The sequence below is a fragment of the Devosia submarina genome, assembly GCF_003056345.1.
Taxonomy (GTDB): Bacteria; Pseudomonadota; Alphaproteobacteria; order Rhizobiales; family Devosiaceae; genus Devosia; species Devosia submarina.
In genome coordinates this window covers 12,976-30,328 of the sequence record NZ_PYWB01000004.1, presented here as the reverse complement: position 1 = coordinate 30,328, position 17,353 = coordinate 12,976, and the positions used below count along the sequence as shown (strand labels likewise).

18 protein-coding genes are annotated in these 17,353 nt (G+C 63.1%); 7 read left to right on the top strand and 11 right to left on the bottom strand.

The genetic code is table 11. The features are described from left to right. Window positions 1-21: 21 nt before the first annotated feature. Window positions 22-2,190 carry a primosomal protein N' gene (locus DDE77_RS06525; protein WP_108396656.1) on the bottom strand — a complete coding sequence of 723 codons (2,169 nt, stop codon included), beginning with the start codon at window positions 2,188-2,190 and terminating at the stop codon, window positions 22-24. A 125-nt stretch (window positions 2,191-2,315) separates the two neighbouring features. Here DDE77_RS06525 and DDE77_RS06520 point away from each other — a divergent pair, with 125 nt between their 5' ends. The 4 genes from DDE77_RS06520 to DDE77_RS06505 all read left to right on the top strand — a co-directional run bounded on the left by DDE77_RS06520 (window position 2,316) and on the right by DDE77_RS06505 (window position 5,684). After that, window positions 2,316-2,507, top strand: a complete 192-nt coding sequence (locus DDE77_RS06520) for a hypothetical protein (RefSeq protein ID WP_108396655.1) — start codon at window positions 2,316-2,318, stop codon at window positions 2,505-2,507. A gap of 43 nt (window positions 2,508-2,550) precedes the next feature. Further along, on the top strand, window positions 2,551-3,480 hold the full coding sequence (locus DDE77_RS06515; RefSeq protein WP_108396654.1) for a tyrosine recombinase XerC: 930 nt from the start codon (window positions 2,551-2,553) through the stop codon (window positions 3,478-3,480). 80 nt (window positions 3,481-3,560) lie between these two features. After that, window positions 3,561-4,505: a DMT family transporter gene (locus DDE77_RS06510; protein ID WP_108396653.1), complete on the top strand. Its 945-nt coding sequence runs from the start codon at window positions 3,561-3,563 to the stop codon at window positions 4,503-4,505. A 96-nt stretch (window positions 4,506-4,601) separates the two neighbouring features. Further along, the gene (locus tag DDE77_RS06505) at window positions 4,602-5,684 is read left to right on the top strand and encodes a hypothetical protein (RefSeq protein ID WP_157959698.1); all 1,083 of its coding nucleotides are present in this window, start codon (window positions 4,602-4,604) and stop codon (window positions 5,682-5,684) included. A 248-nt stretch (window positions 5,685-5,932) separates the two neighbouring features. Here DDE77_RS06505 and DDE77_RS06500 read toward each other — a convergent pair whose 3' ends face one another. The 5 genes from DDE77_RS06500 to sdhC all read right to left on the bottom strand — a co-directional run bounded on the left by DDE77_RS06500 (window position 5,933) and on the right by sdhC (window position 9,751). Further along, window positions 5,933-6,715, bottom strand: a complete 783-nt coding sequence (locus tag DDE77_RS06500; protein WP_108396651.1) for a succinate dehydrogenase iron-sulfur subunit — start codon at window positions 6,713-6,715, stop codon at window positions 5,933-5,935. A gap of 149 nt (window positions 6,716-6,864) precedes the next feature. Beyond that, window positions 6,865-7,155 carry a hypothetical protein gene (locus tag DDE77_RS06495; protein WP_108396650.1) on the bottom strand — a complete coding sequence of 97 codons (291 nt, stop codon included), beginning with the start codon at window positions 7,153-7,155 and terminating at the stop codon, window positions 6,865-6,867. Further along, entirely contained in the window at window positions 7,155-8,966 is a 1,812-nt protein-coding gene (gene sdhA, locus DDE77_RS06490) for a succinate dehydrogenase flavoprotein subunit (protein WP_108396649.1), read from the bottom strand. The genes DDE77_RS06495 and sdhA overlap by 1 nt, the downstream gene beginning before the upstream one ends. A 6-nt stretch (window positions 8,967-8,972) precedes the next feature. Further along, window positions 8,973-9,365, bottom strand: coding sequence for a succinate dehydrogenase, hydrophobic membrane anchor protein (sdhD, locus tag DDE77_RS06485; RefSeq protein ID WP_108396648.1), 393 nt, complete (start codon window positions 9,363-9,365; stop codon window positions 8,973-8,975). Next, on the bottom strand, window positions 9,365-9,751 hold the full coding sequence (gene sdhC, locus DDE77_RS06480; protein ID WP_108396647.1) for a succinate dehydrogenase, cytochrome b556 subunit: 387 nt from the start codon (window positions 9,749-9,751) through the stop codon (window positions 9,365-9,367). The genes sdhD and sdhC overlap by 1 nt, the downstream gene beginning before the upstream one ends. A gap of 227 nt (window positions 9,752-9,978) precedes the next feature. Here sdhC and DDE77_RS06475 point away from each other — a divergent pair, with 227 nt between their 5' ends. Further along, window positions 9,979-10,566, top strand: a complete 588-nt coding sequence (locus tag DDE77_RS06475; protein ID WP_108396646.1) for an NUDIX domain-containing protein — start codon at window positions 9,979-9,981, stop codon at window positions 10,564-10,566. A 4-nt stretch (window positions 10,567-10,570) separates the two neighbouring features. On the opposite strand, the gene DDE77_RS06470 is transcribed toward DDE77_RS06475, so the two are convergent. Then, window positions 10,571-10,777, bottom strand: a complete 207-nt coding sequence (locus DDE77_RS06470; RefSeq protein WP_108396645.1) for a DUF1737 domain-containing protein — start codon at window positions 10,775-10,777, stop codon at window positions 10,571-10,573. A gap of 73 nt (window positions 10,778-10,850) precedes the next feature. On the opposite strand from DDE77_RS06470, the gene DDE77_RS06465 reads away from it, so the two are divergent. Beyond that, complete coding sequence (locus DDE77_RS06465; RefSeq protein WP_108396644.1) at window positions 10,851-11,492, top strand: carbonic anhydrase; 642 nt, start codon at window positions 10,851-10,853, stop codon at window positions 11,490-11,492. Window positions 11,493-11,502: 10 nt separating this feature from the next. Here the strand turns inward: DDE77_RS06465 and DDE77_RS06460 are convergent, their stop codons facing one another. Next, window positions 11,503-12,378 (bottom strand): EamA family transporter, encoded by an 876-nt coding sequence (locus DDE77_RS06460; protein WP_108396643.1) that lies wholly within the window; start codon window positions 12,376-12,378, stop codon window positions 11,503-11,505. Between the two features lie 254 nt (window positions 12,379-12,632). Here DDE77_RS06460 and DDE77_RS06455 point away from each other — a divergent pair, with 254 nt between their 5' ends. Further along, a complete protein-coding gene (locus DDE77_RS06455; RefSeq protein WP_108396642.1) occupies window positions 12,633-14,786 on the top strand; it encodes a methyl-accepting chemotaxis protein in 2,154 nt (717 codons plus the stop codon). Window positions 14,787-15,018: 232 nt separating this feature from the next. On the opposite strand, the gene DDE77_RS06450 is transcribed toward DDE77_RS06455, so the two are convergent. From DDE77_RS06450 to DDE77_RS06440, 3 genes are read right to left on the bottom strand one after another with little or no spacing between them, the layout of a single operon-like run. Next, a complete protein-coding gene (locus DDE77_RS06450) occupies window positions 15,019-15,705 on the bottom strand; it encodes an aspartate/glutamate racemase family protein (protein ID WP_108396641.1) in 687 nt (228 codons plus the stop codon). Further along, window positions 15,702-16,238 (bottom strand): RNA pyrophosphohydrolase, encoded by a 537-nt coding sequence (locus tag DDE77_RS06445; RefSeq protein WP_108396640.1) that lies wholly within the window; start codon window positions 16,236-16,238, stop codon window positions 15,702-15,704. The genes DDE77_RS06450 and DDE77_RS06445 overlap by 4 nt, the downstream gene beginning before the upstream one ends. A gap of 11 nt (window positions 16,239-16,249) precedes the next feature. Beyond that, on the bottom strand, window positions 16,250-17,347 hold the full coding sequence (locus DDE77_RS06440) for a divergent polysaccharide deacetylase family protein (RefSeq protein ID WP_108396639.1): 1,098 nt from the start codon (window positions 17,345-17,347) through the stop codon (window positions 16,250-16,252). Between the last annotated feature and the right edge of the window lie 6 nt (window positions 17,348-17,353).

Here is a 17,353-nt window from a genome sequence, read left to right as displayed (position 1 = left end):
GGCTGCTTGAGCAAGACATGTCTACATGAAGCTCATGGGGTCGATATCGACCTGAACGCGCAAATTGCCAGTCGTCTTCTCGGCCGAGTTCAGCCAGAAGCGGACATAGCCGCTGAGGTCAAAATCCTTGGCGGATTGCGCAAGCAGGCGCACGCGGTGTCGTCCGCGGATCAGATTGATGGGCGCATCGGCAGGCCCAAACAGGCGCACGCCATCCGCCATGGGTGCGGCTGAAAGCAGTGTCTTGGCGTAGTTCATGGCGGTGTCCCGCTCATTGGCAGACACGATCAGCGCTGCGAGGCGGCCAAAGGGCGGCAGCCCGCCGGCTTCGCGGGCGGTGAGCTCATGGGCGTAGAAAGCCTCGCGATCCCCGCTTACCATGGCGCGCATGACGGGGTGATCGGGGTGGAAGGTTTGCAGGAACGCCTTGCCCGAGCGGGAGGTACGGCCTGCACGGCCCGCGACTTGGGTCAGGATCTGGAAGGTCTTCTCCGCGGCGCGCGGATCGCCATGAGCAAGGCCAAGATCCGCGTCGAGCACGCCGACCACGGACAGCTTTTCGAAATGGTGGCCCTTGGACACCAGCTGCGTGCCGATGATGAGGTCATATTCCCCTTTCTCGATTTCGCTGAAGCGCTCTCGGAGCTGCTTGTTGCTGCCCATGTCCGAGGACAGGATAACCCGGCGCGCATCGGGGAAGCGGATCGCTGCCTCCTCGGCCACGCGCTCGATCCCGGGGCCAACTGCGGCCAAATTCTCCGGGTCACCGCATTTGATGCAAACATTGGGGGTGCGGATCTCGTGCCCGCAATGATGGCACATCAGAATGCCCCGGAAGCGATGCTCAACCATCCAGGCCGAGCAATCGGGGCATTGATATTGGTGCCCGCAAGAGCGGCAAAGTGTTAGCGGGGCGTAACCACGGCGGTTCAGGAACAAAAGCGCCTGCTCGCCCCGATCAAGGGCAGCAAAGATTTCACGCGCCAATTGCGGTGCGATCCATTCTCCTTTTCCAGGGCCGTCGGTGCGCATGTCGATGGCGGTGATGTCGGGCAAGGCCGCCTGGGCAAAGCGCGAGGTCAGCATGACATGACTGTAGCGGCCGCTATTGGCGTTGTTGCGGGTTTCAACCGAGGGGGTCGCTGAGGACAGGATGACCCGGGCATTGGCGAAATGGGCGCGCACCACAGCCATGTCCCGGGCGTGGTAGGTGATGCCGTCGGCCTGCTTATAGGCGCCGTCATGTTCTTCATCGAGCACCAGCATGCCCAGTTCCCGGAAGGGCAGGAAAAGCGCCGAGCGCGCCCCGACCACGGCACGCACCGTTCCATCCAGCACGCCACGCCAGACCTTGGCGCGCTGCACCGGCGTCATGTCCGAATGCCATTCCGCCGGGCGCGTGCCGAAGCGGCGGGTGAAGCGCGTGATAAAGGTGTTGGTGAGGGCTATTTCGGGCAGCAGGATCAGCGCCTGTCGGCCCGCTCGCAGCGTATCGGCCACAGCCTCGAAAAACACTTCGGTTTTTCCCCCTCCCGTGACCCCGTCGAGCAGGGCGACCCCGAAGCGGTGCGGGTCGAGGGCCAGGATGCGATCCAGGGCTTGCGACTGTTCGGGTGACAGCGCGGCTATGGCTGCGTCCGGGTCCGGTGGCAGGACAATGGGAGGCGCTGCAATTTCGAGGCGCTCCAGGGCTCCCGCCCGTTCAAGGCCCTCGATCACGGACGGGGAAACGCCGGTCGCGCCGATGAGCTCAGCCTTGGGCCAGGCCTGTCCATCAAGCAAGGCATCCAGCACCCTGAGCCGGGCCGGTGTGAGCTTTTCTGGTTCCAGGCCGGTGCGCCGGAACGCTACAACGGGCCGCGGCGTATCAAGCGCTTCGGTTGAGCGCAGGACGGCGCGCAAGACCTGGCCGGGCGCAGCGAGGGTGTAACGTGCGACCCATTCCACTAGCTTGAGAAGCTCGCCGCTGAGCGGGGGCACGTCATAGGCATGGGAAATATCGCGCAGGCGATTGTGGGCAACCATGTCCTTGGGTGGACCCCAGACCACGCCCTGGATCAGCCGCGGCCCCAAGGGCACAGCCACGATCGAGCCGCGCTCTACGCCCATGCCCTGGGGCACGCGGTAGCTATAGGGGCCCTCGACGGCCACCCCTACTAAAACCGCAACAATGTCCGGATGCGCTTCCATTTGTGCCCGTTCTGTTCGCATTCGAAGATAGTGAGCGCAAGTGCTTTCGGCAAAAAAGCTCGTGTGCTGACAAGCTCTGTCAGTAGCCTCTGTTTATGCTTTGTTCTCGAGCACAGGAGGATAAAATGACCACTCCGATTGATCAAAGATCGCCTAGTGACGAGATCGTCGCCGTTGCCGAGCGGGCTAGCCTTTACGCCGTGCTGCTGTCCGCATTGGCCCACCAGCGGCGCCCGCAGCGCCTGCCGCGGGCGCTTCATGTAGACCTCAATGTGTTGCCGAGCGAGCAGCCGGACTGGCATCCGCACGTTCGTTGAGGCGCAGAACGCTTTGCTAACCAGGGGTCGCTAGCCTTGCGGCATGGTCGACTCAGCCTTTGCCACTGACGAATTTGTTCGTGCCCAGATCGGCGCATGGCAGCGCGAGCTCCTTTCGGTTCGCCGCCTCGCCGATAATACGCTTGAGGCCTATAGCCGGGATCTTGATCAGTTCATGGGTTTCCTGGCCGGGCATGCCGGCGGGCCGGTGAGCCTGCAGGTGCTCAAGGAGCTGCGTGGCGCCGATATCCGGGCCTTTATGGCGCAGCGCCGCAACGAATCGCTGGGCTCCCGTTCGTTGGCGCGGGTGCTTTCGGCGCTGAAAAGCTTTTTCCGGTTTCTGGAGCGTGAGGGGGTCCTGGCAAGCGAAGCGCTTGATGTTATCCGCACGCCCAAGCTGCCCAAATCCTTGCCAAAGGCACTGAGCGTGACTGAGGCGCGGGGTGCGATCGCGACAACTGCAGAGATGGAAGACAAGCCTTGGGTGGCCGCGCGAGACATGGCGGTGCTGTCGCTATGTTACGGAACAGGCTTGCGAATATCCGAAGCGCTGGCGCTGACTCGGGCCGATCTGGAGAGTGCGGTGATCCGGGTGACGGGCAAGGGTGGCAAGGTGCGGATGGTGCCGTTGATTGCGGCGGTGCGGGGGGCGATCGATCGATATCTCGAGCTCTGTCCGTTCAGCCTGGGTGCGCAAGAGCCTTTGTTTCGGGGGGAAAAGGGCGGTGTGCTGTCGCCGCGGCTGATCCAGAAGCGGGTGGTGCAGCTGCGGGGTGCCCTTGGTTTGCCGCAGTCGGCGACGCCCCATGCCTTGCGCCATTCCTTTGCAACGCACCTGCTGGGGGCGGGGGGAGATTTGCGGGCGATCCAGGAATTGCTGGGACATGCAAGCCTTTCGACGACGCAGATCTATACGGCGGTCGATACGGGCCGGCTCCTGGACAGCTATCGGAAGGCCCATCCGCGCGGTTAGCGACCCCTGTTTAACGTTAGCAGACTGTTAGCGTTGAGCGGCCTTTACGGGAAACACCTGTAGGTTTAGCCAAGGGGCCCATGGCCACGATCACACAATCTGCAAACCCCGTTGCCGATCCGCTCGGCTATAGCTTCGCGATAGGTGGGGCGGTGCTGTTTTCGTCCAAGGCCATTTTCATCAAGCTCGCCTATGCGCAGGGTGCGGCAACCGAGGTGCTCCTGGCGTTGCGCATGCTGGTGGCGCTGCCAGTATACCTGATGATCCTCCTTGTGCTGCTGCGGCGCAATCGGAAGCTCTTGCGCTTGTTCACGCCGCGCCTGCTGGTCCCGGCCATGCTGGTTGGGCTGCTGGGCTATTATGTTTCGAGCTATCTCGATTTTGCTGCGCTCAACTTCATTTCGGCGCAGTATGGGCGGCTGGTGCTGTTTACCTATCCGTTTTTCGTGGTGCTGTTCGGGGCATTGTTTTTCCGCGTGCCGTTCAGCTGGCGCATCCTGCCGGGGATGCTGATCGCCTATGGCGGGATCGTCTTGCTGTTCGGTTGGAGCTTTTGGGCGGAGCCTGATGGCCTGCTGATCGGCACGGCGCTGGTGTTGACGGCGGCGGTGACCTTTGCCCTTTACCAGCTGCTCGCCAAGGGGCAGATGCGGGGGTTGGGAACGGGGCTTTTTACCTGCATTGCCATGTCGACCGCAGCGGTCTTTGCGATCGGGCAAAGCCTTCTTATCACCGGCCCGCAGGCGCTTTTGAGCTTGCCGCAGCCGGTTTGGCTCCTGGGCCTGGCGCTGGGGATTTTTTCAACCGTTCTGCCGTCTTTCATGATGAACGCCGCCATTGCGCGGATTGGGGCGCGGGCCAATTCCTCGACGGCCGCGTTCGGCCCGCTTCTGACCATCGCCTTTGCGGTTGTGGTGCTGGGCGAGCCCTTCACGATCTATCATGGATTGGGGACGGCCCTGGTGCTGTTGGGTGCAACGCTGTTCACCCGGGCCGAGCAGCGCCTGCGGGCACAAGCCGGCTGACCTTGCCACAAAGGCGCGACAATGTTCTTGCACGAGAAGGTTTTGGGGAGAGCGCGGGCGATGATGGTGTTTGGAAGGCTGCTGGGCGGGACCGCAATGGGCCTTGCACTCATCGCGACGCTTGCGGCACCGGCCTTGGCCAACAAGATTTCGGCCAGCGGCAAGAACCCGCCGATCAGCACATCAGCGTCTGAAGGTGCGCCGATCGATTTCGGCAATGATAGTAGCGAATATGCTGATGATGGCGAGTGCGATGATCCGCGCTTCGAGGGCCCCGGCATGGGTCCCGAGCCGCTCCTGTCGAATACGGGCAAGGACGCCAAAGACTGCCGGGCAGCGCTTGAGGCGGGCAGTGTTTCGCTCAAGGGCGCCAGTGAAGAACCTCCTGCAGATGCTTCCATCGATTTTGGCGATGATAGTGGCGAGTGGGCTGATGATGGGGAGTGCGATGACCCGCGGTTCCAGGGTCGGGGCATGGCCGATGAATTGGTGGAGGCGGATCTGCTCAAGGACGCCAGCGATTGCCGGGAGGCGTTCGAGGCCGGGACGGTGACCATCAATCCCGACTACAAGGGCGGGGATGCCCCGGGGATCGCCTATGGCGATGATGCCAGCAAATGGGCCCATGACGGCGAATGCGATGATCCACGCTTTTCAGGCAGGGGCGTTGCCCGGGAGTTGGTGGAGGAAGACCGGCTGCACGATGCCACGGACTGCCGTGCCGCGGTGGAAGCAGGTACAGCGGTTTTCAACGGTGATGCCGAAGCGGAGCCGGCAATTGCCATGTTTGACTATGGCGGCGACGCCAGCAAATGGGCCAATGATGGGGAATGCGATGATCTGCGCTTCGAAGGCGCGGGCGTCGACAAGAAGCTGCTGCCCGAGGACATGAGCGCCGATGCCAGCGACTGCCGGGCGGCGGTGGAAGCAGGCACGGCCCGTATCCGGCCCGTGTATTCGCCTGAATATGCGGCGGGGGCGCCTTACAACAGCGCCGGGATCAATTTTGGCGACAATGCTTCGGAATATGCCGGTGACGGCCTGTGCGACGATCCACGGTTCGAAGGGCCAGGAGCGGCGGTAGTTTTGCTGGACGGGGATATCCGGCACGACCGGGAGGATTGCAAGGCGGCGTTCGAAGCAGGCCGGATCGTGCTCCGCGAGGACGTGGAGGGGTAGGGCTCCGGGTGTGGGATTTGGGGGAGAATCACCGGCGCTCTCAACCACTAGCGGTCACCCTTGGGCTTGACCCAAGGGGACTTCACTTGCGGAGCGTTGAGTTAGCATAGGGCCCTCGGGTCGAGCCCGAGGGTGACGATTTTAGGTGTGATGGGCCTGACAGCGAAGCCTGAAATCTCAGGATGGGCCCCGGCTCAAGGCCGGGGTGACATCGTGGGCGGGATGGTGCGGTGGCCAGAGAGCTTGGCTCAAGCGGCCTTGCGCTCCACCATCATTTTCTTGATTTCGGCGATGGCCTTGGCGGGGTTAAGGCCTTTGGGGCAGACCTTGGCGCAGTTCATGATGGTGTGGCAGCGATAAAGCTTGAAGGGGTCTTCAAGGTTATCGAGGCGTTCCGTCGTGGTTTCGTCACGCGAGTCGATCAGCCAGCGATAGGCCTGCAGGAGGGCGGCGGGGCCGAGATAGCGTTCGCCATTCCACCAATAGCTGGGGCAGGACGTCGAGCAGCAGGCGCACAGGATGCACTCGTAGAGCCCGTCAAGCTTGGCGCGCTGGGGAACGGACTGGGTCCATTCCTCTTGCGGGGTAGGCGAGGTGGTCTTTAGCCAAGGCTCGATAGCGCGGTGCTGGGCGTAGAAGGTGGTGAGATCGGGCACCAGATCCTTGACCACGGGCATGTGGGGCAGGGGGTAGATCTTGATGGGGCCGGTCGAGTCGTCCATGCCCTTGGTGCAGGCCAGGGTATTGAGCCCGTTGATGTTCATGGAACACGAGCCGCAAATGCCCTCGCGGCAGGAGCGGCGCAGGGTCAGTGTCGGATCGACATTGTTTTTAATCCAGAGCAGGCCATCGAGGATCATCGGCCCGCATTGGTCGAGATCGATCCAATAGGTGTCGATGCGCGGATTGGCGTTCTCATCGGGATTGTAGCGGTAGATGTGATACTCGCGCAGGCGCTTGGCACCGGCGGGCTTGGGCCAGGTCTTGCCCTTGGTGGGGCGATCGGCCTTGGGGAGCATCAATTCGACCATGGGTCGGTTCCTTCTTTGGGTGCCGATTGGGTGGCACCGGTCTGGTTTTATCCCGGTGTCATCCCGGGATCCATCCTAAGATCTCGAGATGGGCCCCGGGTCAGGCCCGGGGTGACATCGTGAGTGTGGCGCGGCCGGTGGCCGAGCCCTTAGTAGTTCGGCTTGCAGATCTGGTTCGATTTGGCGACGTAGGCATTGTACGCCCTGTATTCGCTTTCGGCCGGGTTGCGCGTGCCCTTCATGGCCGCGATCAGCACATCCATGAAGGGCTGATCGATCAGCGTCATGGCGGCGTCGGCCTTGCAGGTGCAGAGCGCCTCGTCCTGCGCGATGCTCATGCAGACGCGCGTGAACTCGGCTTTTTGCTCGCTGGTTGGCGCCGCGGCCTGAGCGGGCGCGGCGGTCAACAGCAAAAGGACGGGCAGAAGGAAGCGGCGCATCAGTAGACTCGGGCCTTGGGCGCGATTTTCTTGAGGTCGATGCCACCTTCGCTCTCAGGGGTGAGCGGGTCGACATGGACGGGGCGATAGCCCAGGCGCACGGCGCCAGTGGCAGGATCGATCCAGCTCAGCGTGTGCTTGCGCCAGTTCTCGTCGTCGCGGTTGGGGTAATCCTCGTGAGCATGGGCACCGCGGGATTCATGGCGCGCTTCGGCAGAAACCACGGTCACCATGGCATTGGCCATGAGATTTTCAAGCTCGAGGGTTTCCACCAAGTCCGAATTCCAGATCAGCGAGCGATCGGAGACGCGAACATCGCCTAGGCGCGAGTAGATCTCGCTCATGGCCTCGACGCCCTTTTTGAGGGATTCGGAGGTGCGGAACACGGCCGCGTCCGACTGCATGGTCCGCTGCATCTCGTCGCGCAGCTTGGCGGTGGGTTGCGAGCCCGCAGCGTTGCGCAGGCGATCAAAGCGCGCGAGGATTTTTTCGTCCTGCGCCGAATTGATCGGGGGAACGGGAGCGGATTTGTCCAAGACCTTGCCGGCGCGAATGGCGGCGGCGCGACCGAACACCACAAGGTCGGTCAATGAATTGGAACCCAGGCGGTTCGCGCCATGGACGGAAGCACAGGCAGCTTCGCCTACGGCCATGAGGCCCGGCACCACGCGATCGGGATTGTCGGGCGTGGGGGAAAGCACTTCGCCATGGTAGTTCGCGGGGATGCCGCCCATGTTGTAGTGGACGGTCGGCAGGACCGGGATCGGCTCGCGGGTGAGGTCGACGCCGGCAAAGATCTTGGCCGATTCCGTGATACCCGGCAGGCGCTCATGGAGCACCTTGGGATCAAGGTGATCGAGATGGAGGTGGATATGGTCCTTGTTGGGACCGACGCCACGGCCTTCGCGGATTTCCAGCGTCATGCAGCGCGAAACGACGTCGCGCGAGGCGAGGTCCTTGGCATTGGGGGCATAGCGCTCCATGAAGCGCTCGCCTTCCGAATTGGTGAGATAGCCGCCTTCGCCGCGCGCGCCTTCGGTGATGAGGACGCCTGCGCCATAAATGCCGGTGGGGTGGAACTGGACGAACTCCATGTCCTGAAGTGGCAGGCCGGCGCGGACCACCATGCCATTGCCGTCGCCGGTGCAGGTATGGGCAGAAGTGGCGGAGAAATAGGCGCGGCCATAACCGCCGGTGGCCAGAACGACGAGCTTGGCGCGGAAGCGATGGAGCGTACCGTCATCGAGCTTCCAGGCGATAACGCCCTGGCAGGCGCCATCATCGCCCATGATCAGGTCGAGGGCGAAATATTCGATAAAGAACTGCGCATCGTTGCGCAGCGACTGGCCATAAAGCGTGTGGAGCATGGCGTGGCCCGTGCGGTCGGCGGCGGCGCAGGTGCGCTGCACCGGGGGGCCTTCGCCGAACTCGGTCATGTGGCCGCCAAACGGGCGCTGGTAGATCTTGCCCTCGGGGGTGCGCGAGAAGGGCACGCCGTAATGCTCGAGTTCATAGATAGCGGCGGGGGCCTCGCGGGCGAGGTATTCCATGGCATCGTTGTCGCCCAGCCAGTCCGACCCCTTGACGGTGTCGTACATGTGCCACTGCCAGCTGTCCGGTCCCATGTTCTGCAGGGATGCCGCGATACCGCCCTGGGCCGCCACGGTGTGGGAGCGGGTGGGGAAGACCTTGGTGATGCAGGCGGTGTTGAAACCCTGCTCGGCCATGCCCAGCGTGGCGCGTAGGCCAGCGCCGCCGGCGCCAACCACCACCACGTCGAATTCGTGGTCGATCAGTTCATAGCTAGCCATTGGCGGTTAACCCCAGAATACAAGCTTGAGAATGGCTCCGATGCCTAGGAGGGCAATGATGAGGCAGAACAGGGAGTTCAGCATCATGTAGAGCCGGTAGGTGCGACCGCGGAAGTAATCTTCCAAGACGTCGCGCATGCCGTTGCGCATGTGGAGAGTGAGGATGCCCAGGGTTAGCGCAAAGGGCAGGCCGATCAATGGATTGCCGACGGTCTCCACCATGTCGGTGCGATCTTCGCCGGCAAGGCTCACGACGATAAAGAGCAGGAGCAGCAGGAAGACAATGTTGCTGACGCCGCTCAGGCGCTGGAGAATGAAATGGCGGGTCGATGCCTTGGCGTCGCCGTAGTGCGAGCGCGGATCGGCAATGGTCTGGCGGGTAATGGTTTCTTCACGCATCAGGCAACCCACACGAAAATGGTCCAGATCAGCAGGGTGATCAGGGTGGAGGCGACAAGGTTGGCCCAGGCGAGCATTTCGCGCTGGCCTGCTTCCATGCCCAGGATGAAATCCCAGACATAGTGGCGGATGCCGCCCAGCATGTGGTGGACCAGGCTCCAAGTGTAGCCAAAGAGGATGATCTGCCCGATCCAGCTGCCATAAAGCCCATTCACGGCTTCGAGCGGTTCAGGGCCCCAGGCGGCGGCGAGGAGCCAGAGCACCAGCAGCGCCGTGCCAGCGTAATTGGCAATGCCGGTGGCGCGGTGGACGATGGACATCGCCATGGTGATGGTGAAGCGGTAGATCTGCAGGTGCGGCGATAGGGGGCGGGGTCGAACCGTCATGAAGCCTCGCTGGCGCGTGAGGAGGGGACGCGCAGTTTGGAATGGTTCTCGACTTCTAGACTCCGCTGTGGAGAAAATCAAAGGCTTCAAGGCCCCACTTTTGTCGCAAGCCGCACTTTGTTCGTATAGCGCACGAGGTGTGCGGGATACGCAAGTGAGACGGTGGGCGGGTGCTTGGCAGGCCGAGTGGTTCCGCGCATATCTTGGGCCGAACACGTGGAGCACTCATGGCCGATTCCATCACCATTAACAGCGTTACTCCCCTGGCTCATAATTGGGGGCGGCTCGACAATTACCAGGTCACCCATTCGCGGCGGGACGGAACGGTGCAGACCGTGCAGCGGGAGGTTTATGATCATGGGAGCGCCGCAGCGGTGCTGCTTTATGCGGCTGAAGCGGGGACGGTGATCCTGACGCGGCAGTTCCGGCTGCCGCCGCATCTGAATGGCGATCCGGCCTGGATGATCGAGGTGCCCGCCGGTTTGCTGGACGGGGAGGCGCCAGCGATCGCGGCACATCGCGAGGCGGTGGAGGAAACCGGCTATGCGCCGGCGGACATGGTGTTTTTGTTTGATGCCTATCCCAGCTGCGGCTCGCTGACGGAAAAATGCGCGTGTTTCCTTGGGCACTACCGGCCGGGGGAGAAGGCCGGCGCCGGTGGGGGGCTTGCAAGCGAGGGCGAGGATATCGAGGTGTTCGAGCTACCGCTTGAGGAAGCCATGGCCATGATAGGGGATGGGCGGATCGTGGATGCCAAGACGATCATGCTGTTGCAGGCGCTGGCCTTGCGGCTGGTGAAGGGGGAGATGGGCTAGGCGGTCAGAAATCCACCAGCTTTTTGTCGGGATCATAGGGCTGGTCGGCGGCAATGCGGGTGACGGCCTGGCCGACTTTCATTTTCTTGTTGTGCGCATCATAGGCATAGGAGGGCGTGCCATAGAGCTGCCAGCCTTCGCTCAGGGCCTTGGTGACGCGGTGGCAAAAGGCGGCGTCGTCTTCGCCGGTGAGGAAACGGTAAATCAGCATGCATGCCCCCGATGCGTGCGCGTGCTAACGCGCCCGATTGATCTCCACGCCTCTTATCGATATTTGAAGCGCCATGCACCGGTTTCCGCAAGAATTACTCAAGGGCCACGCCAATTTCATGGCGGGCCGCTATGTTCGTGAAAAAGACCGTTATCGCGAGCTTGCCGCGATTGGCCAAAGCCCCACCACGATGATCATCGCGTGCTGCGACAGCCGGGCGGCGCCCGAGCTGATCTTTGATGCGGCGCCGGGCGAATTGTTTGTGCTGCGCAACGTGGCCAATCTGGTGCCGACCTACCAGCCCGATGGGGGGCAGCACGGCACGTCGGCTGGTATCGAGTTCGCCGTCAAGGGGCTCCAGATCAGCAATATCGTGATTATGGGCCATGGTCGCTGCGGTGGCATCAAGGCGGCGCTGAGCCCCGATCCGAGCCCGCTCGACCATGGTGATTTCATCGGCAAATGGATGAGCATGCTGGGGGGGCTGCCCGAGCAGGTGGGCCAGAATGCCCTCATGACGCCGGCGGAACGGCAGACGGCGCTGGAGCGGATCTCGATCCGAAATTCGATCCAGAATTTGCGCACTTTCCCATATGTGGCCGAGTTGGAAGCGCAGGGGAAACTGGCGGTGCATGGCGCCTGGTTCGACATTTCGACCGGCGAGCTCTGGATCATGGATGCCGAGAGCGGCGATTTCGTACGGCCCGAGATTTGAGCGGGTCCTGCTAGGCCATTCGCCGCCGCGCCAGGAGGCGAGGGCCAAAGACGTTAAGGAGCAGGCCGACAAAGATCAGCACGCTTCCAACCACTTCAAGCGTTGAAATGATTTCGCCCAGAAGCAGGGCGGCGGCGGCAAAGCCGACCACCGGCACCAGAAGGGAAAATGGCGCCACAAGGCTTGCCGGATAGCGGCCAAGAAGAATGGCCCAGATGCCGTAGCCGATCAGGGTCGAGCCATAGGCGATGAATAGGGCCGAGCCGATGGCGGCGGCGCTGATCGAGCCGAGGCCCAGAATGGCTTGCGGTCCCTCAAAGATCAGCGAAAGCGCCAGCATGGGCAGGGGCGGCACCAGGGCACCCCAGACGACAAAGCCCAGCATGTCCACCTTGCCGGCGCGCTTGGTGACAATGTTGGACAGGCCCCAGAAAAAGGCAGCGGCCAGGGTCATCACCAGGGGCACAAGCACCGCGCCACCGATGCGCTCGGCGCCAATAGTGCCGAGGCCCAGCAGCGCAACAACAGCGCCCGCGAGCTGGGGCATGCTGGGGCGCTCGCCCAGGAAAAACACCGCGAGCGCCATGGTGAAAAACACCTGCATCTGCATCACAAGGCTTGCGAGCCCTGCCGGCATGCCGAGTTCGATGGCGGTGAACAAGAAGCTGAACTGCAGGACGCCCACGGAAAAGCCATAGGCGATAAGGATCGGCCAGCCCACTTGCGGGCGGCGGATAAAGAACACTGCGGGCAGGGCGCAGCCGATATAGCGCAGCGCGGTCAGCAGGAATGGCGGGATCTCGGCGACGCCCCAGGCGATGGCAACGAAGTTGAGGCCCCAGATCAGGACAACAAGGAGGGCCAGGGCAGTGTCGCGAGGAGGCATGGGATTTCCGTGTGCCGGCCAGGCGTCATGCTGGCGGGCGTCGCTCGTGCTTAGCGAGGACCTGAGCGATCTGCAACTCGCCTCCTCCCATGGCTGCCCTGCGGAGTTGCACCGCATGCACATAGTTTAGGCAAGCTCCTGTTCAGCCACTCGTTTTGGCAACGTAAACCACGGCTTAACCAAATGCGCCCAATCTTTCCCATGGGAATGAGCTTCATGCGCCCGGGCGGCGCAAAGCAATTTGGGGACGCATCATGGGATCTTTGCTGGGCAATCTGCGCCTGTTCTTTGCCATTGCCGCCATGGCGGTTTGCTCGATCGCCATTGCGATCGGGGCCGTGCTGGCGGGGCTATTTGTCAGCCTGTCCAATACGGCCAGCAACGATGCGCGGCTGGAGGTTGCCAGCGCCACCCGCATTGCGGCGGCAATCTTGCAGGTCAATCTGCCCAGCCTTGAGATCGCCTCAAGCGAAACAGGCGATGTCGCCGGCCTGACCATGCGCTCCATGCCGCGGTTTCGCAGCCATGACGTGATCGACACAGTGGCGCGGGTGTCCGGGCAGGATGCGGCGATCTATGTGTTCAACAGCGAGATAGGGCCCGACTTCCTGGTGGGCACAACGAGCCTTCTGGCCGCTGATGGCGAGCGCATGCTGGATGCGCCCATTGCTGCAGGTACGCCCTTGTTTGATGCCCTGATGGCCAACCAGGCGGTGCGCGGGGAAGCCGAGATTGCCGGGGTGGATTATTTCACGCTGCACCAGCCGATCGCCATGGCTGATGACACGGTGATCGGGGCACTTCAACTGGCTGTGGCGCGCGGGCCGATCGAGGCGGTGGTGGGGCAGAACCTACTTATGCTCCTGGGCGTAGGCGGGGGCGCGCTGTTGGTGATCGGCGTGCTGGCGCTTGTTCTGTCCAGGCAACTGATCCGGCCCATCCCCCGGCTTTCCGGCGTTATGAGCGCCATTGCCGATGGAGCGCTCGATACGGAAGTGCCTTATACCGATCGCCGCAACGAGATCGGCGCCATGGCCCGCGCCGTGGAGGTGTTTCGGGCCAATGCCGCGCGGGTGGCTGAGCTGGGTGCGCAAACCCAGCAGCATCTCCGGCAGGCTGCTGATCATACCGGGCAGCTGCAGGCCATCGGCATGGCGCAGATGGTGGCCGAGTTTACCCTCGAGGGCGAGCTGATCACGGCCAACAGCAATTTCCTCGAGCGGGTGGGCTATGGGCTTGAGGAGGTTCGCGGGCAGCCTAATGCCGTATTCCTTTTCGATGCCGATACGCGTTCGGCTGCGTACCGGCAATTCTGGCTCGATCTGGCCGGAGGTGCGTTCAAGGCAGGCGAACATCGCCGCCGGTGCAAAGACGGGGGCGAGATCTGGATACAGAGCACATTCAGCCCGATCCTGGGACTTGATGGGGTGCCCTATAAGGTCGTGCAGTTTGCAACCGATGTGACGGCGCGCAAGAATGCTGTGGCGGCGATCGGGGCGGGGCTGACCATGCTGGCCGAGGGCGACCTGACACAAACAATCGACAGGCCGTTCCCGCCCGAGTTCGAGGATCTGCGGCAGGCGCTCAATGGCACGATCGGCCGCTTTGCCGATGTGCTGGGGCAGTTGCGGGCGACATCGCGGGCGCTCAAGGCGGCGACGGGCGAAATGCTGTCGGGGGCAAACGATCTGGCGGAGCGCACCAGCAAGCAGGCCGCGACCATCGAGGAAACTTCGGCGGCGATGGAAAGCCTTGCAGCAACGGTGGCGGGCAATGCCGGCATGGCCGAGACCGCGTCGGGCAAGGCTGTTGCCGTGTCGCAGACGGCACAAAGCAGCGGCGCGGTGATGAGCGAGGCCAACCAGGCCATGGAGCGGATCACGCGGTCTTCGGCGCAGATCTCCAACATCATCGGGATGATCGACGATATCGCGTTCCAGACCAATCTGCTTGCACTTAATGCCTCGGTGGAGGCGGCGCGGGCTGGGGATGCGGGCAAGGGCTTTGCTGTGGTGGCGGTTGAGGTGCGCAGGCTCGCGCAATCGGCGGCGCAGGCCTCGGGCGAGGTGAAGGCCCTGGTGGAGCAATCGGCCAGCGAGGTGAAGGGCGGAAGCCGGCTGGTGTCGGATGCGGCGGAGCGGCTGGCGGAGATGCTTCAGGCGGCGCAGGAGAATAGCGCGTTGGTGGAGGCGATAGCACGGGCCAGCCGGGAGCAGGCTGTGGCGATCGAGGAGGTCACAGGCGCTGTGCGGCAGCTCGATGAAATGACGCAGCACAATGCGGCGCTGGTGGAGCAGACCAATGCGGCTATCGAGCAGACGGAGCGGCAGGCGCAGACACTGGACGGGATTGTGGATGTGTTTGTGTTGGAGCCGGTTGGGGCGCAGCGGGGGCGGTTGGCGGCCTAGTTTCTGTGCTGTGAGTTATGGGGCGCTCGCACCCCCACCCTTGATCCCTCCCCGCAAGGGGGAGGTGTCGACTGATGAGTTGGTGTTCGGTGGGGTAGTTTGATCAGTCTTGGCGTTCCCTCGGACCTCATGGCGAGCACCACGAGGTCGGGCGAGTGGAAGGTGGTGCCACGCCCTCCCCTTCAACGGGCTCAGGATGAGGTCTAATGAGGGTGTCTGGGCAGGTTTGGGCTTAAGCCAGCGCTGCCTTCACCAGTGCCTTGGCATGAAGATCCGTGGTGTCATAGACCGGAAGGGGGCTGACGCTGTCGTCGATCAGCATGGTGATTTCGGTGCAACCCAGGATCACGGCTTCGGCGCCGCGTTGGGCGAGGCGCTCGATAGCGGTGATGTAGGTGCGGCGGGATTCGTCGCGGATGATGCCGCGGCAGAGTTCCTCGAAGATGATGCCGTGAAGGTTGGTGCGGTCGACTTCGGGGATGATGGATTGAAGGCCACTGGCCGCGAGGCGGTCGCGGTAGAAGCTTTTTTCCATGGTGAAGTTGGTGCCCAGAAGCCCGACATTGCGGAACCCGTCGGCGAGCAGGGCGTCGCTGGTGGGGTCGGCGATGTGGATGAAGGGGATGTCGATGGCGGCTGTGATCTGGTCGGCCACGATATGCATGGTGTTGGTGGCAAGTCCCAGCACTTGGGCGCCCGCGTCCTGTAGCCTACGGGCTATGGTGGTGAGCTCAGCACCGGCGGCGTCCCATTGGCCCGTGCGCTGGAGCTCGGCGATGGGCGCGAAATCCACGGAATGCATGATCAGCGGCGCGGAATGGAGGCCCCCGCGGATGCGGGCGGTTTCCCCATTGATGACGCGATAATAATGGGCGGTGGATTCCCAGCTCATGCCACCAATAAGGCCAATGGTCCTCATGGAGTGAACCGCCCGGGAATGACGGCAAAGGCTTGGACGACCTTGTCGTAGGCGGCCTTTTTGAAGGGGACGATCAGCTGGGGCGTGCGGGAGAGTTTTTCCCAGCGCCAGGCGTCGAACTCGGCCGCGACCTTGCCGCCGCCGGGGTGAAGCACGTCGATCTCGCTTTCCTCGCCGGTGAAGGCAAAGGCGAACCAGCGCTGGCGCTGGCCGCGATATTTCCCGCCCAGAGCAATGCCGAGCGCCTCGTCGGGGAGCTCGTAATGGATCCATTCGGGCGCTTCGGCCAGAAGGCTGACGCTTGCGATATTGGTTTCTTCGTGCAGCTCGCGCAGCGCCGCGCGCAAGGGGTCTTCGCCGCGGTCGATGCCGCCCTGGGGCATTTGCCAGGGCGCTTCGGCGACCGTATTGCTTTCGGCGGGCGCACTGGGCTTGCGGCGGCCGATGAAGACCTCGCCCTGGCTGTTGAATACGGAGATCCCGACGCAGTCGCGATAGGGCAGGGTTTCCCGGGCGGTACGATCAGCAGGCATGGGTCAGTTCTCTATTTCATCAGGGCACTGGCGGGCACCAGGGTGATCCCCTTGCCCTCAAGCTCCGTCGCCCATTCGGCGACCGCGGCAATGGAAATCGGCAGGGCGCTCACCATACCAATTGCCTGCCCGTTCTCCATGGCCTTCTGCTCAAGGCTCCCAAGCGCCTGCTGAATGGCCTGGCGGGAGGGATTGGCGTCGATCATGATTTCGGCCCTGGCGAAGGGGACTTTGTTGCCACCGGCAAGTTGAGGGGCGACGGAGCGGGCCGAGGAACCATCATCGAGATAGCCGAGGCCCCGGGCTCCCAGCTCTTCCATGATGGGTGCGAAATCGGCAGCCGAGGCAGTAAAGCGCGCGCCCATGTTGTTGACCAGGCCTGCATAGCCCCCGAAGCGGGACATGAGCCAGAAGAGCTTGTCGAGATTGGCGCGGGTGGGTTCCCCGGTGAGCAGGGTTTGCGGGCCGGGATCGTTCTGCGGGTAGTCGAAGGGCTCGAGCGGGATTTCCAGCAGCACTTCGTGGCCGGCGCTGCGGGCGGCGGCAACGGTGCTGGTCAGCGTCTTGCCATAGGGGGCAAAGGCGAGCGTCGCCTGCTTGGGCAATTGATCGATCGCGGCGAGCGAGCCCTGTTCGTTTATGCCCAGGCCCCCCACAACAATGGCGACCATGGGCTTGCCGCTGGCAAGGGCTGCATCGGCCGGGCGCTTATAGGCAGCAAAGGGGGTGAGGCCAGCGGCGGAAATGCGAGGAATGGGACCCTGAGCGGTTTCTTCGCTGAGATCAGGCAGGGCGCCGAACTGGTCGGGTGCGCCAAGAGCGGCCGAGGGGTCGGCCGTGCCGGCGGGATATTGCTGGGGGTCGGCGGTGATGGTGACGGGTTCGTCGCGCACGGCATTGGCGATTTCGTTGCTGTTGCGCGTGGCGGTGATGGCGACGTCCTGGCTGGGCCGGCCGCCATCGGGATCGTTGACCAAAAGAATGCGAGCGGCAAAGCCGGCGCCGATCAGCACCAGAAGGGCCAGCAGGATGCGGGCGATGGGCCAGTGGCGCCTGGATTGATCCTTGCGCTTGCGCCCGGTCAGCGGAGTGGAAAGGTCATTGGCCACGAAAGG

Bases quoted from the DNA above. Each gene is read 5' to 3' on its own strand.
- DDE77_RS06525 (WP_108396656.1), bottom strand. From the start codon at position 2,190: ATGGAAGCGCATCCGGACATTGTTGCGGTTTTAGTAGGGGTGGCCGTC.
- DDE77_RS06520 (WP_108396655.1), top strand. From the start codon at position 2,316: ATGACCACTCCGATTGATCAAAGATCGCCTAGTGACGAGATCGTCGCC.
- DDE77_RS06515 (WP_108396654.1), top strand. From the start codon at position 2,551: ATGGTCGACTCAGCCTTTGCCACTGACGAATTTGTTCGTGCCCAGATC.
- DDE77_RS06510 (WP_108396653.1), top strand. From the start codon at position 3,561: ATGGCCACGATCACACAATCTGCAAACCCCGTTGCCGATCCGCTCGGC.
- DDE77_RS06505 (WP_157959698.1), top strand. From the start codon at position 4,602: ATGGGCCTTGCACTCATCGCGACGCTTGCGGCACCGGCCTTGGCCAAC.
- DDE77_RS06500 (WP_108396651.1), bottom strand. From the start codon at position 6,715: ATGGTCGAATTGATGCTCCCCAAGGCCGATCGCCCCACCAAGGGCAAG.
- DDE77_RS06495 (WP_108396650.1), bottom strand. From the start codon at position 7,155: ATGCGCCGCTTCCTTCTGCCCGTCCTTTTGCTGTTGACCGCCGCGCCC.
- sdhA (WP_108396649.1), bottom strand. From the start codon at position 8,966: ATGGCTAGCTATGAACTGATCGACCACGAATTCGACGTGGTGGTGGTT.
- sdhD (WP_108396648.1), bottom strand. From the start codon at position 9,365: ATGCGTGAAGAAACCATTACCCGCCAGACCATTGCCGATCCGCGCTCG.
- sdhC (WP_108396647.1), bottom strand. From the start codon at position 9,751: ATGACGGTTCGACCCCGCCCCCTATCGCCGCACCTGCAGATCTACCGC.
- DDE77_RS06475 (WP_108396646.1), top strand. From the start codon at position 9,979: ATGGCCGATTCCATCACCATTAACAGCGTTACTCCCCTGGCTCATAAT.
- DDE77_RS06470 (WP_108396645.1), bottom strand. From the start codon at position 10,777: ATGCTGATTTACCGTTTCCTCACCGGCGAAGACGACGCCGCCTTTTGC.
- DDE77_RS06465 (WP_108396644.1), top strand. From the start codon at position 10,851: ATGCACCGGTTTCCGCAAGAATTACTCAAGGGCCACGCCAATTTCATG.
- DDE77_RS06460 (WP_108396643.1), bottom strand. From the start codon at position 12,378: ATGCCTCCTCGCGACACTGCCCTGGCCCTCCTTGTTGTCCTGATCTGG.
- DDE77_RS06455 (WP_108396642.1), top strand. From the start codon at position 12,633: ATGGGATCTTTGCTGGGCAATCTGCGCCTGTTCTTTGCCATTGCCGCC.
- DDE77_RS06450 (WP_108396641.1), bottom strand. From the start codon at position 15,705: ATGAGGACCATTGGCCTTATTGGTGGCATGAGCTGGGAATCCACCGCC.
- DDE77_RS06445 (WP_108396640.1), bottom strand. From the start codon at position 16,238: ATGCCTGCTGATCGTACCGCCCGGGAAACCCTGCCCTATCGCGACTGC.